Source organism: Brevundimonas vesicularis, assembly GCF_027886425.1.
In the GTDB taxonomy this organism is placed as follows: Bacteria; Pseudomonadota; Alphaproteobacteria; order Caulobacterales; family Caulobacteraceae; genus Brevundimonas; species Brevundimonas vesicularis_C.
The window spans coordinates 2523903-2537732 of record NZ_CP115671.1 but is presented as its reverse complement, the minus strand read 5'-3'; the positions used below and the strand labels follow the sequence as shown (position 1 = coordinate 2537732).

At 64.3% G+C, this 13830-nt stretch carries 18 protein-coding genes and 1 pseudogene; 10 read left to right on the top strand and 9 right to left on the bottom strand.

What is annotated here, in order from left to right:
- Positions 1-36 precede the first annotated feature (36 nt).
- The 5 genes from PFY01_RS12975 to PFY01_RS12955 all read right to left on the bottom strand — a co-directional run bounded on the left by PFY01_RS12975 (position 37) and on the right by PFY01_RS12955 (position 3954).
- Complete coding sequence (locus tag PFY01_RS12975; RefSeq protein WP_271041597.1) at positions 37-813, bottom strand: exodeoxyribonuclease III; 777 nt, start codon at positions 811-813, stop codon at positions 37-39.
- A gap of 4 nt (positions 814-817) precedes the next feature.
- A complete protein-coding gene (locus PFY01_RS12970) occupies positions 818-1387 on the bottom strand; it encodes an arylesterase (RefSeq protein ID WP_271041596.1) in 570 nt (189 codons plus the stop codon).
- Between the two features lie 225 nt (positions 1388-1612).
- Positions 1613-2791 carry a zinc-dependent alcohol dehydrogenase gene (locus PFY01_RS12965; RefSeq protein ID WP_271041595.1) on the bottom strand — a complete coding sequence of 393 codons (1179 nt, stop codon included), beginning with the start codon at positions 2789-2791 and terminating at the stop codon, positions 1613-1615.
- A gap of 17 nt (positions 2792-2808) precedes the next feature.
- The gene (locus PFY01_RS12960) at positions 2809-3375 is read right to left on the bottom strand and encodes an SRPBCC family protein (RefSeq protein ID WP_271041594.1); all 567 of its coding nucleotides are present in this window, start codon (positions 3373-3375) and stop codon (positions 2809-2811) included.
- Positions 3376-3408: 33 nt separating this feature from the next.
- Positions 3409-3954: a hemerythrin domain-containing protein gene (locus tag PFY01_RS12955; RefSeq protein WP_271041593.1), complete on the bottom strand. Its 546-nt coding sequence runs from the start codon at positions 3952-3954 to the stop codon at positions 3409-3411.
- Positions 3955-4133: 179 nt separating this feature from the next.
- Here PFY01_RS12955 and PFY01_RS12950 point away from each other — a divergent pair, with 179 nt between their 5' ends.
- Entirely contained in the window at positions 4134-5048 is a 915-nt protein-coding gene (locus PFY01_RS12950) for a manganese catalase family protein (protein WP_271041592.1), read from the top strand.
- Positions 5049-5091: 43 nt separating this feature from the next.
- Positions 5092-5805: a Crp/Fnr family transcriptional regulator gene (locus PFY01_RS12945; RefSeq protein WP_271041591.1), complete on the top strand. Its 714-nt coding sequence runs from the start codon at positions 5092-5094 to the stop codon at positions 5803-5805.
- A gap of 9 nt (positions 5806-5814) precedes the next feature.
- Here the strand turns inward: PFY01_RS12945 and PFY01_RS12940 are convergent, their stop codons facing one another.
- Both PFY01_RS12940 and PFY01_RS12935 read right to left on the bottom strand, forming a co-directional pair.
- Positions 5815-6081 (bottom strand): hypothetical protein, encoded by a 267-nt coding sequence (locus PFY01_RS12940; protein ID WP_271041590.1) that lies wholly within the window; start codon positions 6079-6081, stop codon positions 5815-5817.
- Complete coding sequence (locus tag PFY01_RS12935; protein ID WP_271041589.1) at positions 6078-6683, bottom strand: cysteine hydrolase family protein; 606 nt, start codon at positions 6681-6683, stop codon at positions 6078-6080. The genes PFY01_RS12940 and PFY01_RS12935 overlap by 4 nt, the downstream gene beginning before the upstream one ends.
- 350 nt (positions 6684-7033) lie before the next feature.
- Here PFY01_RS12935 and PFY01_RS12930 point away from each other — a divergent pair, with 350 nt between their 5' ends.
- On the top strand, positions 7034-7792 hold the full coding sequence (locus PFY01_RS12930; protein ID WP_271041588.1) for a Crp/Fnr family transcriptional regulator: 759 nt from the start codon (positions 7034-7036) through the stop codon (positions 7790-7792).
- Between the two features lie 58 nt (positions 7793-7850).
- Here the strand turns inward: PFY01_RS12930 and PFY01_RS12925 are convergent, their stop codons facing one another.
- Both PFY01_RS12925 and PFY01_RS12920 read right to left on the bottom strand, forming a co-directional pair.
- Positions 7851-8615 (bottom strand): Crp/Fnr family transcriptional regulator, encoded by a 765-nt coding sequence (locus PFY01_RS12925; RefSeq protein ID WP_271041587.1) that lies wholly within the window; start codon positions 8613-8615, stop codon positions 7851-7853.
- 82 nt (positions 8616-8697) lie between these two features.
- A complete protein-coding gene (locus tag PFY01_RS12920) occupies positions 8698-8997 on the bottom strand; it encodes a hypothetical protein (protein WP_271041586.1) in 300 nt (99 codons plus the stop codon).
- Positions 8998-9245: 248 nt separating this feature from the next.
- Here PFY01_RS12920 and PFY01_RS12915 point away from each other — a divergent pair, with 248 nt between their 5' ends.
- From PFY01_RS12915 to PFY01_RS12890, 7 genes and pseudogenes are all read left to right on the top strand, one after another.
- Positions 9246-10142 carry a glycosyltransferase gene (locus PFY01_RS12915; protein WP_271041585.1) on the top strand — a complete coding sequence of 299 codons (897 nt, stop codon included), beginning with the start codon at positions 9246-9248 and terminating at the stop codon, positions 10140-10142.
- A gap of 17 nt (positions 10143-10159) precedes the next feature.
- The gene (locus tag PFY01_RS12910; RefSeq protein ID WP_271041584.1) at positions 10160-10372 is read left to right on the top strand and encodes a hypothetical protein; all 213 of its coding nucleotides are present in this window, start codon (positions 10160-10162) and stop codon (positions 10370-10372) included.
- Between the two features lie 209 nt (positions 10373-10581).
- A complete protein-coding gene (locus PFY01_RS12905; protein WP_271041583.1) occupies positions 10582-11625 on the top strand; it encodes an acyl-CoA dehydrogenase family protein in 1044 nt (347 codons plus the stop codon).
- Positions 11619-12185 carry a PIG-L deacetylase family protein gene (locus PFY01_RS12900; protein ID WP_271041582.1) on the top strand — a complete coding sequence of 189 codons (567 nt, stop codon included), beginning with the start codon at positions 11619-11621 and terminating at the stop codon, positions 12183-12185. Before PFY01_RS12905 ends, PFY01_RS12900 begins: the two co-directional genes overlap by 7 nt.
- A gap of 132 nt (positions 12186-12317) precedes the next feature.
- Positions 12318-12557, top strand: a pseudogene (locus PFY01_RS15640) (SAM-dependent methyltransferase); the annotation flags it as partial.
- Positions 12558-12753: 196 nt separating this feature from the next.
- Positions 12754-12897: a hypothetical protein gene (locus PFY01_RS12895; protein WP_271041581.1), complete on the top strand. Its 144-nt coding sequence runs from the start codon at positions 12754-12756 to the stop codon at positions 12895-12897.
- The gene (locus PFY01_RS12890; protein ID WP_271041580.1) at positions 12894-13748 is read left to right on the top strand and encodes a glycosyltransferase family 2 protein; all 855 of its coding nucleotides are present in this window, start codon (positions 12894-12896) and stop codon (positions 13746-13748) included. The genes PFY01_RS12895 and PFY01_RS12890 overlap by 4 nt, the downstream gene beginning before the upstream one ends.
- Positions 13749-13830 lie beyond the last annotated feature (82 nt).

Here is a 13830-nt window from a genome sequence, read left to right as displayed (position 1 = left end):
GGCGCGGCCGGCTGGCGTGGAAGGGTCCGGATCGGCTTAGTCAGCGAGGTCGATCCAGGCCGGCGCATGGTCGCTGGCGCCCTCGACGCCGCGGACCGCGCTATCGACCCCGGCGTCGGTCAGGCGTTCGGCTGCAAGTCCGTTGAGCAGCAGGTGGTCGATCCGCAGACCCGCGTCGCGGGACCAGGCCTCCCGGAAATAGGACCAGAAGGTCCAGGGCGGCCGATCGTGCGGGAAGCGCTCGCGCAGGGCGTCGGTCCAGCCTTGGTCGAGCAGGCTCTGGAAGGCGGCTCGGCTCTCGGGTTGGAGCAGGGCGTCGGTTTTCCATGAGCGGGTATTATAGATGTCGGCGTCGGTCGGGACGACATTGTAGTCGCCGCAGAGAATGACCGGCGCCTCGGTCGAATATAGCGACGCCGCGTGAGCGGTGAGCCGTCGGGCCCAGGCCAGCTTATAGTCGAACTTGGGCCCGGGCCTGGGATTGCCGTTAGGCAGATAGAGGCAGCCGATCAACACGCCATTGACCGCCGCCTCGATATAACGGGCCTGGCGGTCGTCGGCGTCGCCGGGCAGCCGGCGTCGTGTCACGACCGGCGCGCCGATCCGGCTCAGGATGGCGACGCCGTTCCAGCGCGGTTCGCCGACCCAGACCGCGCTATAGCCGGCCGCCTCGAGCTCGGCGGCTGGGAACTGCGTGTCGGCCGCCTTCAGTTCCTGCAGGCAGACCACGTCCGGCTGGACCTGTTCCAGCCAGCCGAGGAGGTTGGGCAGGCGACGATTGACGCCGTTGATGTTGAAGGTGACGAGCCGCATCCCGTCACGGCGTCCGCAAGGCCGCCAAAGCGGCGCGCACATGGGAGGCGAGGGCGTCGGCCATCCTCCCCACGCCGGCGGCGTTGGGATGGATCCGGTCCGGTAAGACATAGGCTGGGTGCAGCGCGACACCGTCCATCAGGAACGGCATCAGGGGCGCGTTCGCCGTTCGAGCGACCTCGGGGTAGACTGCGTCGAACGCCCAGGCGTAGGTGCCGAACCAGGGCGGCGCCCGCATGCCGCACAGCAGAACGGGGATGTTGCGCTGTTGGAGTTTGTCGATGATCGACAGAAGGTTATCCCTGACGTGATCGGTCGGGACCAGCTGCATCATGTCGTTGGCGCCCAGGGCGACGACGCAAAGATCCGTCTGGGCCGGCACGTCCCGATCGAGCCGTCTCAGACCGTCCGTTGTCGTGTCGCCGGACACGCCTGCGCCGATGATGCGAACCGGGGGCGTGTGGGTCGCCAGTCGCGCCGCCAGTTGTCGCGGCAAGCTCTCAACCGGCTTGAGGCCGTAGCCGGCGGTCAGGGAATCGCCGAGAACCGTTACGACCTGCTCAGTATTGCCCACAGGCGGCGCTCCCGTCAGCGTCTGATGTAGCGAGTGGGCCGAAACCGGATCTGGAGCGGTCGGCGAGCAGCGGGTTCAGCGTCATGGCCTACCCAAAAGCTCGCCGAGCCTGTCGTGTTCCTGCCAGATCGCCTGAAAAACGATCCCGAGCTCCGGCCGTGATGCGCTGAGACGTCTGGCGGTCCATCGTCGTCACGGCAGTGAGATTCGAACGAAGGCCGTTGATCAGCCGTGCGGCTTCAGCACGACCTTCGTCCATTCGTTCGGATTGTCGTGGAAGTTCTTGTAAGCCTCTGGCGCCTGCTCAAGCGGCAGGCGATGGCTGATCAGATCCGTCGTGTCGATCTTGCCGTCCATGACGAGCTCAAGGAGCTGGGGCAGGTATTTCTGCACATGGGTCTGGCCGGTCTTGATCGTCAGACCCTTCTGCATGAGGGCGCCGATCGGCAGCTTGTCGCCGATTCCGCCATACACGCCGGGGATCGATACCCGGCCGCCCTTGCGACACGCCATGATCGTCTCGCGCAGGACATGTTGGCGATCCGTGCCCAGCTTCGTTTCCTGCTTAACCGCATCGATGATGTTGTCGGGCGAAAAGCCATGCGCCTCCATGCCGACCGCGTCGATGCAGGCGTCCGGCCCGATGCCGGCGGTCATCTCCATCAGGGCTTCGCGAACCTTGACCTCATGATAGTTGAGGACTTCCGCGCCGTTCGCCTTGGCGAGCTCCAGTCGGCGCGGATGATGGTCGATGGCGATGATGCGACCGGCGCCCATCAATCTGGCGCTCTTGATGGCGAACAGACCGACGGGGCCGCAGCCCCAGATCGCCACCGTGTCGCCGGGCTCGATCTCGGCGTTCTCGGCCGCCATCCAACCCGTGGGGAAGATGTCGGACAGGAACAGGACCCGCTCATCCTCGATTCCGTCCGGCACCACGATCGGGCCGATGTCGGAATAGGGGACGCGGACATATTCCGCCTGGCCGCCCGCATAGCCGCCGGTCAGGTGCGAATAGCCGAACAGGCCGGCAGCCGGGTAACCGTAGGCGATCTCGGATGCGTCAGACTTGTCGGCGGGATTGGAGTTGTCGCAGGCCGAGAACTGCTGCTTGCCGCAATGGAAGCAGGAGCCGCAGGCGATCACGAAGGGCACGACGACCTTCTGGCCGACCTGAAGGCTGGTGTTGCCACGGCCGATCTCGACAACCTCGCCCATGAACTCGTGGCCGAGGATGTCGCCATTGGACATGCCGGGGATCACGCTATCGTAGAGGTGCAGGTCCGATCCGCAGATGGCGGTCGCCGTAATCTTGATGATCGCATCGCGGGGATTGACGATCTGGGGATCGGGGACCGTGTCCACCTGAACATTGTGTTTGCCGTGCCAAGTCAGGGCGCGCATGGGAATTCCTTCCGGGATCAGAAATGACGGTCGGCGCGCGGCGCCGCGTCGGGAGCTTTGGACGTCGAGATTTCGCCCGTTTCCATCAGCTGTTTGAAACGTCGCAGCTCGCGCCGGGCCTGGACCCGGGGCTCGCGCTGCATCACCTTGGCGACCAGTTTGCCGACGGCGCCCGCCGGCGGGTCGTAGCTGATCAGGACACGCACCTCGGTTCCGCGGCCGAAGGCGTTGTCGCGAAACGCGATCCAGCCCTCGTGATCGACATCGCTGTCCTCGGTCGACCGCCAGGCGATGTATTCGCCGGGACGATCTTCGGTGATCTCGCTGACAAGCTCGATCTCCGCACCGGCCGGACCTGCAACGCTCCAACTTGATCGGAGGTCGTCCAGAAGATCCACCGACCTCACATTCTCCATGAAACTGGGCAGGTTTCGGAAGTCGCGCCAGTAGTCATAAAGCCGTTGACGAGGCTGGTTGATCATGACGGCCTGGATGCTGGTGGAGTCGTAGGCGCCTTCCACATAGTCGTCGTCGTGGAAGGCTGGTGACTGGACGTCGGCGTCTGTCGAAAGGGGGGCGGACATCGTCGATGCCTCCTTGATGTTAAACGGTCGGGATCAGGCGGCTCGAGACTGGGGCGCGCCAGCGTAGCGTTCGAACTCTTTGGCGTAACGCGAGGCCAGACGGATCTGGTGGTGACCCTTGGCCTTCAGCGTCAGGAACCAATCGCTCTCTTCTTCGAACATATGGGTGAGAACGGCGCCTTCGATGTGCGCCCATTTTTCCAGCCAGGCGGTCTTTGAGGGTGCGATGTTTTCAAGCTCCGCCATCTGAGCCTTGGTAGTCGTCTGCTCGAGATAGGCGTGGGCCGCGTGCATCTTTTCGCCGGCCTGGCCGAGGGCGGGATAGAGGACCAGCTCCTCGGCCAGCGCATGGCCGTTCAGCACGACGGCGAGCGCATTGCGAGCGGCGTTTCTTTCGACGGCGGTCTTGGCGGTTCGGCCGCTGGCGAAGGCCGCGCGGATCGAGTCGTGATGATCGAGCACCAGCGAAAGCCAGTCTCCCGCCTGGGAGGCGGCGCGGGCCTTTTCCGTCGCCGCCTTGCGCGTCTCGTCGTCAGGCTGCGGGGTGACGGCGGCGAGCGCTTTGTCGATGAGGGACATCAAACCTCCCATGAAAGAAGGTTCAAGAGCCGCTCGGAGTTGTCCGTTCCGACTGTCCAATAACGGGCACAACCGATGGCCGCGCTCAAAAGTAAAACGTTTCAAGGTCCGAAAACCGACCTTCGGAACAGCACTCGGAATGGCCCGGTTAGCTCGGCTTCAATCCCAAGGAGCCAACCATGTTCATGCACAACAAGCGCCTGATGTATACGGTCAGGGTATCCGAACCGAACCCGGGTCTCGCCACCCTGATGCTTGAACAATTCGGAGGGCCGCAGGGCGAGCTCGCCGCCGCCATGCGCTACTTCACCCAGGCTTTGGCGGATGAAGATCCGGGCCGCAAAGACATGCTGCTCGACATCGCCACGGAGGAGTTGAGCCACCTCGAGGTTATCGGCTCGATCGTGTCCATGCTGAACCGGGGGGTCAAGGGCCAGTTGGCGGAAGCCGCGATGGAGGAGGCGGATCTATACGCCTCGCTGAACAGCGGCGGTGAAAGCCATACGACCTTGATTCTCTATGGCGGCGCGCCTGCCCTGATCAACTCCGCCGGTGTCCCGTGGACCGCCGCCTACATCGACTCGATCGGCGATCCCGCCTGCGACCTACGCTCCAACATCGCCGCCGAGTCCCGGGCCAAGATCGTCTATGAACGTCTGATCAACTGCACGGACGATCCCGGCGTGAAGGACGCGTTGAACTTCCTGATGACGCGCGAGGTGGCGCATCAGAAGTCCTTCGAGAAGGCCCTCTACGCCATGGAGCCGAACTTCCCGGCAGGCAAGCTGGTCGGCCTGCCTGCCTTCGCTGACAAATACTACGACATGTCCCAAGGGGAGGGCGATGTCCGCGGACCTTGGAATGAGGGGGAGCAATGGGAGTTCATCGACGACCGTGAACAGCAGGGCGCCGTGGACGGCGGCGACGGCTCCGCCAGCGTCTCACTGGGCGAACGGGACGCCGCCGCTGTCCAGGCCTTCGCGGCCCGAACAGCCTCTGACCCCGACGGCAATCCTGTGACCGGGGCTGATCTAGGGGCGGGACCTGGGGCAGGGACCACGACCGAACTGATCGAGGACGAAGGCGTCACTTAACCCATGTAAGTGCGCTACGCCCGGAAAGTCGCAGGATGCGCCTATGCTCGATCCTGCGACACCGTCCGGCGAGACCTCGCCAGGTCTAGAGCCGCGCGAGGAAATTCTTTCGTTGTGGCGGGCGTTCGATACACTCTCCTTCGAAAGTCGCAGCCGTGCGCTGCGCCTTGGAGAGATCATTCCCGTCGTGTCGGGCGGACCCTATCGTCCGGATGGCGAGATCGCTGTCGTTCTTGAGGGTTGTCTCCTTCTCGATGACGGGAAAAGAGGAACCCATTGCGGCGTCGCTGCGGCGGGCGACCTGATCGACATCGCAGGGGGAAGCCCAGGGCTTTGGCTGTCGAACGGCTTGGTGTACCAAGCGCCCGTGGCGGCCTTCTGCCGGGAAGCGGGTGAGGAAGGCGTTCAATTTCTGCTTTCAGGCGGCGTCAAGCGATTGAAGGCGATGGAGACGCGTTTGAGGTGCGCCATGTCGCATGGGTCGATCTCTCGCGTCGCCAGCTTTCTTCTGGATATTCATCGCGCTACCGGCAGCTTCGAGATCGCGCTGTCGCAATCGAATATCGGAGCGATGCTGAGCCTGCGTCGATCCAGCATCAATCAGGCGTGTCAGAGCCTTCGCGCCGCCGGCGCCCTACGCACCGTGCGGGGACGAATTCTTTTGAAGGATGAGGCCGTTCTCGCGAGCGTGGCCTGCTGTCACTATCGTTCGCGGTCTCCAGCGTTCGCCGAAGCCATCGCGGCCGAGGCGGCCTAGATCAGCCCGTCACCGGTCTCGGACCGGTGCGCCGAACACATAGATGCCGGCATGGACAAGCTTTGCGATCAAGTCGGACGAGAGGAGCGACGGGGCTGAATCAACGTCGGCGATCCACCGACCATCGCACCACAGGGCGACAGCCTGACCCACCGCTTTTGCGCGCTGAGACGCCTGGGCCATGGCGTCAGCCATGTCGTTTGAGATCAGGGTCTCAGGCTCTCCGCCATCACGGTAGCGGATTTGATAGCGCAGAACGGGAGGATGGACGGTCATGCCACCCAGGCCTCCAGCACCTCTTGGCATTCGGCAGTTTCGACCTGGAGACTGAAGCGGTCGCTGTAGAGCGCCAAAAGGTGGTCGTGAGGCTGATCAGCCGAACTGCAGACCCCGTCGCTGACCACCACGATGCGATAGCCCAGATCGATGGCTCCGAGCACGGTCGAGAGAACGCAAACGTCAGTTTCCGCCCCCGTTACGACGAGCGTATCGACACCCTGATCTTTGAACGCCTTGTGGAGGCGTGTGCCTGACCAGGCGGAATAGACCGTCTTGTCGATGATCTGGGCGGGCGGCGCGAACCGCTGAAGCGGGAGCGCCAGATCCAACATCGCAGGATCGAGAGCGTTCTTCGTCATGGTCGACCAACGCCGCCAATAGTCGCGCCAGGCGCCCCCCGCCTCATCGGGCGTTGCGGCGGGGATGAAACGGGTGAACCACAGCCTTTCAGGCCTTGCAGAACATAGCGCCTCGATGGCCGGAAGGGTTTTGGCTGCCCAAGGCGTATGCCATTCGGTCCCTTCCACGAACATGCGCTGCATGTCGATGCAAAGGTGCGCCGCTGTTTCCGGAATGCGCGTCTTCAGGCCGCGTGTCACGACCTGAGCCCCGGCGTCTCTTCGCCCCGGTGGTGTTCGGTCTCGCCTTGCTCGACTTCGGTGCGGGAGAAGACCTCCTCCTGTCCTGCGTCGAGTATTTCGTCCTCGGGACCACCTAGACCGCCCTGCGCCAAGCCGCGCGTATGATCAATCTTGTCCCTGTGTGGCGTATGTCGGGTCATGTCGCCTTCTCGCCGGATCGAAAGACAACCAATCCTGGTGCGTCCGCTGGGTTTCATAGGTCCGATTTTGGACAGGCTTCTAGCCTGTCGGGAGTGCCCCCGAAGGCGCGTCGGACAACCCTTTACATGGGTTAGTGCGGGCATGCCGGGTTTGGGGGAACGCGGGGCATGGATGAGGACCTGCCGCCCCCAATCGATTCGCCATCCGATGCGCCGGGGCGGTTGGGGGAATTCGTCACTCTGTCATCTCGCGAGCGTGCAGCGCTGGCCGGGCTTCTCGAGCCGGTCCAGCATTGGCCTCGCCACCATGTATTACGTCACGAGGCGGCTGAACCTTCGCATCTCTATCTGCTGACCCAGGGCTGGGTCGCATCGTCCATCGCGCTTGCATCGGGCAAGCAGCAGATTGTGAAGGTCCATCTTCCGGGCGATCTCCTGGGAGCGCCGAGCTTGTGCCTGACGACAACGGTCGACTGCCTGACCGCCATGACGCCCATCGCTGTGCACGCGATATCGAGGTCCAGGCTGATAGCGACATTTGAGGCCTATCCGCGGATTGCGCTTTCGCTCTTTCTGAGCGCGCAGAAAGAGCGTGTCGCGTTGATGGAAAGTCTGGCCGTGGTTGGTCAGGCACCCGCACACGTTCGCATCGCCGCCACGCTGACCAATCTGTTCGATCGATTGTCCGAACGCGGCGATGCGCCGGGCGGCATGTTCCATATGCCTTTGACCCAGCGCGATCTCGGCGACCTGATCGGGATCACGCCGGTGCATGTGAACAGAACCCTTCGCGAAATGGATCGCCTGAATCTGATCAAACGGTCCGACCAGACGATTTTCCTGCTCGATGTTGATCGGCTTCGCCGTATCGCTGGGCTGCCCGTCAGGCGCTATGTGTCCGGTCCCAACCGGATCGCGAGCGTCTGATGCCGCAGGCGCGGAGATGGAGGCGCAGCGGCCGCGCGCTAATGAGCTTCGGATAGATTTAGGCCGTCCGCCGTCTCGCGATCGGCGCGCCGCTTGAGGACCTAGACAGCTTCAGATCGAGATAGGAGGCGTCGAAGGCAACGCGCTCGGTCAGCGCCGTCCAGTCGTCGATCCACACCTGACCATTCCGCCATCGTACCAAGCCCGTGTCGCGAAGGACCTTGAGCGAGCGGTTCACGTGGACGCTCGACATCCCCAGCATGTCCGCCAGGTCCGACTGGGTCAGAGGGCATTGGAAGGTGTGGTCGTGGGCGAGGGCTACGGCTTCCAGACGGAGGTAGAGTTCACAGATCAACTGGCCCAGTCGCGTCCCTGCGTCTCTGCGTCCCAGCGCCACCAGCCACTGTCGGTGGATGGCCGCATCTATCAGCGTTTCAAGCCAAAGCGCTCGCGCGAGACGAGGGGCGTGTTCCGTCACGCGCCTCAAGTCGGCGTGCTGCACAACCGCGACGGTGACGTCAGACAAGGCTACAAGGCTGTGATCCATCGTTTTCAGAAGAAAGCCATGCAGATCGATGAAGTCCCCGGGAATGCTGATTGCTGTGATCTGACGACCGCCGTCCGCCAGGGTCGAGACTCGGCCGACAAATCCCGAGAGCAGCAGCGTGCTGAACGTGGGTCGACTGCCCTCTTCCACCAAGGCTTCGCCGGCTGCGGCGCGACGGCGCCCACTCAGGAGGCCCTCAAGCCGTCCGCGATCGTCGTTCGAAAGGTCGCCGAGGCGATGAAGCTTGGCGTCGATGAGCGATTCCACGGACGTCATTCTTGCGAGCAGAGGCGTCGGGACGCTTCGGCCCTCATCATAGGATCAACGCGACGCAGCCGATGACCGGCTCGCATGAGGGTCATCCGTCCTTGGCGCCGAATTCGGCGAATGCGACGCGTATCGCCTGTTCCTCGTCATCGGTTTCTGCAGACACGACGACTTTGACACGCCCGGCGACCGGCACGTCCGACCGAGAGTCGACGCTGGGGCTGTCGCCTTCGACGCCTCCGCCCGAAGGCCTGTCTCCAACCGTGTTCGCCTTGCCTTCAGGGGCGACCTGAATGGCGTTTCGTTCCATGCCATGGGTTTGAACGAGCCGTTCGACCACAAGCTCGGCGTCTCGACGTGTTGCGAATGTGGAGGCGACAAGGTTGGTCATGGTTGGGTCCTTTTAGCTAGTCCAGAGAACGCGCCGAGTAGTTTATCGCTCCGGGACTGACCGCTTTCAGCGGCGCTCGCGCGTTTTCATTGGATCATCCAAAACAAAATACGCCGGTTTCTGCTGGCTCAAAAAAGCCCTGACGCCTCCGATCGGCTTGAGACCATTATCGCACACAGGAACGAATAGCCGCGGCATAGCTTTGACCTTCAGGCTTTACGCCATGGACCGATCCGAGGGGGATCGGGTTGTCGATCACGGCGGTACGGATGCGCATCGGCGTCATCGCACATCTCAAATATCCGATCGCAGAACCCTTCGCCGGCGGGCTGGAGATGCATACCCATCTGCTCTGTCGCCAACTGCGGCTGAACGGTCATGACGTCACTCTGTTTGCAGCGACCCTGTCCGACCCCGAGTTGGGCCTGGAGGCGATCTGCGATCAGACGGAAATCGCCAAGGTCGGGACGGCGGAGGCGGGCGACGTCGCCTTCTTCCGAGAGCATCACGCCTATCTGTCGTTGATGAGTCGGCTTCGACGCAGTGCGTTCGACGTCATCCACAACAACAGCCTGCATTATCTGCCGGTCTCGATGGCCGAGACCTTGCCGATGCCGATGGTCACCACGCTCCACACGCCGCCATTTTGCTGGTTGGAAAGCGGTATCCGCGAAGCGAGCGCGCCCTTCGCGCGGTTTGTCGGCGTTTCCGAGGCGATGCGGGAACAATGGAGCGCAGTGCGGCCGATCGATCAGGTCATTCTGAACGGGATCGACCTGGAGCGCTTTCCGTGGCGTGCGAGTCACGACGACCCTGGGCATTTGATCTGGTATGGGCGGATCGTGCCCGAGAAGGGTCTGCATCTGGCGCTGGACGCGGCGGCATTGGCGGGTGTCGCCCTGCGGTTCGCGGGCCCGATCCTGGATCAAGCCTATTTCGATGCCGAGATCGCTCCGAGGTTGACGCGCGAAACCACCTATCTCGGCCACCTCGATCACGAAACGCTGTCGAAGGAGATCGGGCAGGCGGCCGCCTTCGTCTGCACGCCGCGCTGGGACGAACCCTACGGGTTGGTGGTGGCCGAAGCGCTGGCGTGCGGCACGCCCGTCGCTGCCTTCGCGCGCGGCGCCATTACCGAGATCTGACTCCCGACTGCGGCGCCTTGGCGCGTCCGGACGATGTGCAGGATTTGGCGCGCGCAATCGCCCAGGCGGTCGGCCTGTCTCGGTCGGCCTGCCGCGCCCGCGCCGAGGCGGCCTGCGATGTGCGCCGGATGATCACCGCCTATGAAAAACTCTATGGCGAGATGATTCAGGCGGCTGCGGCAGGGCAGATGCAGGCCAATGACGCGCTGGAAGATCGGCTAATCGCATGACGGGCGAACCTGCCTTCTGCGTTTGCGTGCCCGTGCGAAATGAGGAACGGCGTCTTCCCGTGCTTCTGGCCGCCCTGGCCGCACAGAATCTTCCGGGTAGGCGCCGCCGGACTCTGGCTTGTCGATCTCGCATCAGAGCTCGAGGCACGCCGATGACAGCCTTGGAAACAACGCCGACCGCGTCATCGCCTCTAGACCTTGAGGTTAGATTGGCGGCGCTGGGTGCGCGCTACGACGCCGCGCCGCGATATCCCGCCGAAAGTTTGACGCTGCTCGTCTCGGAGGGTTGGGGTCGACGGTTCGCTCCGGTCCAAAGCGGTGGAACGGCCTATGACGATCCAGTCCAAAAGGCCTTGGCCTTGATGGGCGCTCTACGAAGCGTGGGGCGGTCGGATCTCAGCGTCGGCCGATTGTTCGAAGGACACGTCAACGCCCTGGCGCTGTTCGACTGGTACGCGGACCCGGCCCAGAAGGCTTGGCTGGGCAAGGTCCTTGCGCAGGGCGGCTGGTTCGGCGTGTGGGCGACGGAGCCGCCGCCCGGCGTTCGTCTGGTCGGCGACCGGCTGCAGGGCGCCAAGATGTTCGCGACCGGCGCGGGCGGCCTGGAATATGCCATCATCACCGCCCAGCCGGTACAGGGCGAACGCCAGCTGATCGTCGTGCCGGCGAACGACCCGAAGAGGGCTGATTTGAGCGGGTGGCGCGTCCGCGGCATGCGCGCGACGACCAGCGGGCGCTATGAGGTGACCGGGTTGATGGTCAATGCCGATCAGCGGCTCGGAAGACCCGGAGACTATGATCGCGAACCGCATTTCACGGCCGGGGCGTGGCGGTTTACGGCGGTGCAGTTGGGCGGCGTCGAAGGCCTGGTCATGGCGATGCGCGACGCACTGTCAGACGCCGCCCGCGCCGATCCCATCCAGCGCGCGCGCTTCGCCGATGCGGTCGTTGCGACGCGGACGGCTTGGCTTTGGGTCCGCGAAGCCGCGATCCGCGCGGCGTCCGAAGCGCCGGACGCCGGGGATTTCGCCCGCGCCACGAGAGGCGTCGTCGAACGCAGCGCCCTGGATGTAATGGAGTTGGCGGCGCGGTCGGTCGGGACACGCAGCGCCTTCGACGGCGAGCGCATCGACAAGATCACCCGTGATCTCAGCCTCTATCTTCGGCAGGCCGGACCCGACTATGCGAAGGACCAGGCGGCCAAGACCTGGCTGGATCGCGATCTCTGGGGCGAGGGCGACGCCCTATGGTGAACGAGAAAACCGGCCGGCTGGCGACCCTGGCGCTGGAGCGTTCGCCATGGCGATCCGCGCGGTGGCTGGTCATCGCCCCGCATGCCGACGACGAGACGCTGGGCGCCGGCGCCTTGATCCATCAAGCGTCCGAGGCCGAGCGGCTGGCGGGCGTCGTGATCCTGACCGACGGTGCGGGTTCGCACGATCATCCGGATTTGGCGTCCCGAGCGAGGCTCGTCCGGACCCGACGCCTGGAGGCAGGGCGCGCCGTTCGACGGTTGGCGGGGGATGGGGCGGCGCCCCCTGTGTTTCTGGATTGGCCCGACGCCCAGCCCGCTTCTGCCGGCAGCATGATGTTCGAAGCGAGCGCGCGTCGTCTCGCGGCTTTGTGCCGCGAGCGGCGCGTCGATGCGATCGCCGTGACGGGTCCTGACGATCCCCATTGCGATCACCAGGCGGCGGCACAGCTTGCCCGCCGCGCAGCCGGTATGGCTCGCCGGCCGGTCGCCGTTTTCGATTATATCGTGTGGGGGCGGCTCCGTCCGAGACGAAGCTGCGGATTACGACGCGACCTCTAAGGGCCGGCTTGAGGGCCTATGCCTTGTCGGCCCATCAGAGCCAGTTGACGCCGATGCTTGGACCGGGGTTTCGGCTCGAGACGCAGAGGAGGCTGCAGGCCGCCTCGGACACCCTGTATCGGCGCGACGCCTATGGCTGAACGCTCGCTTCCCGCCGCCTATTTCGAAGGCATCTTCGCCGGGGACGCCGATCCGTGGGATCTGGCCTCCAGCCCCTATGAGGCCGCCAAGTTCGATCGCACCATCGCCGCCCTTTCGACGCGGCGAGCAGCTTTTGCGCTCGAGGTCGGTTGTGCCGGCGGCGTCCTGACCGAGCGGCTGAGCACAGTCTGCGATCGTCTGTTGGCGATCGACGTCAGCCCGACCGCCCTGGAAAGGGCGCGCCAGCGTCTGTCGGGGCGGCCGAACGTCCGGTTCGCGGCCGCGGCCTTCCTCGCGACTGTCCGGTTCTGGACGGGCTGGATCTCGTCGTCCTGTCCGAGGTGGCCTACTACTGGAGCGACGCCGATCTGGACCTCGCAGCGCGACCCATCGCCGACGGGTTGGTTGAGGGGGACGCATCCTTCTGGTGCACTGGACCGGCGAGACCGACTATCCCCAAACCGCCGACGACGCCGTGGAACGCCTGTGGCTCGGATTGTCGGACATTATGAAGGTGGATCTCGCCGAACGGCATCCGAACTATCGCCTGGATTTGTGGAGCCGCCGATGACCAGCCTGTCCGCGCTCACGCTGGTTCGCAACCGGCAGGCGCATCTGGACCGATTGGTCGAGGGATTGATGCTCAGCGTCACGCCGCCCGACGAACTGGTCGTCATCGACATGAGCGATGCGCCGGTGACGCCGCCGCCGGTGGATTTTCCAGTCCGCATCGAACGTCTGGCGGGCGACGCCTTGCCTTTGGCCGCCGCCCGAAATCTGGCGGCCGCCTTGGCATCAGGCGATAACCTACTGTTTCTGGACGTGGATTGCATCGTGTCGTCGGCAGTTTGCGGCCGGATGCAGGCCGTGCTCGCCGAGCATGACGCCGTCGTCTGTCCAGAGGTGCTCTATCTTCCCGCCGGAGCCGTTCGTCCGGGCCCCCTGTCGGAAGTCGATCTGAGGGCCGCCGGACGACCCCATCCCGTGCGCCCCTTTCCACGGGAAGGCGAAAGCCCGGAGGGCAATCCGGGCCTGTTCTGGTCTCTGGCTTTCGCGCTCCGCCGCTCGACCTTCGATCGGATCGGCGGGTTCGACGAGACCTATGTCGGCTACGGCGCCGAAGACACGGACCTGGGTTTTCGCATCGCGCGAGAGGGCCTGCCGCTCCTCTTCGCCGGCGGCGCGCCAGTCTTCCACCAGCACCATGAGGGCTATGATCCGCCCCTGCAGCATTTCCGCGCCCTGATCGCCAACGCCAATCGCTTCCACGCCGCCTGGTCGATCTGGCCGATGGACGGTTGGCTAAGGGCGATGGCGGATATCGGACTGGTCGACTGGTCGTCGGATGAACTGACCATTTGCCGGGACCCAACGCCGGCAGAAATCGCCGCCGCGCGAAAAGATCCTGCAAATCCCTTCTAGACCGGTTCCGCCACGCTAGCAGTTGAAATGACGGGTCGGGGGTACGAAAGCGGGCGCAACCCTCGACCGGCCTTAGGGTTCA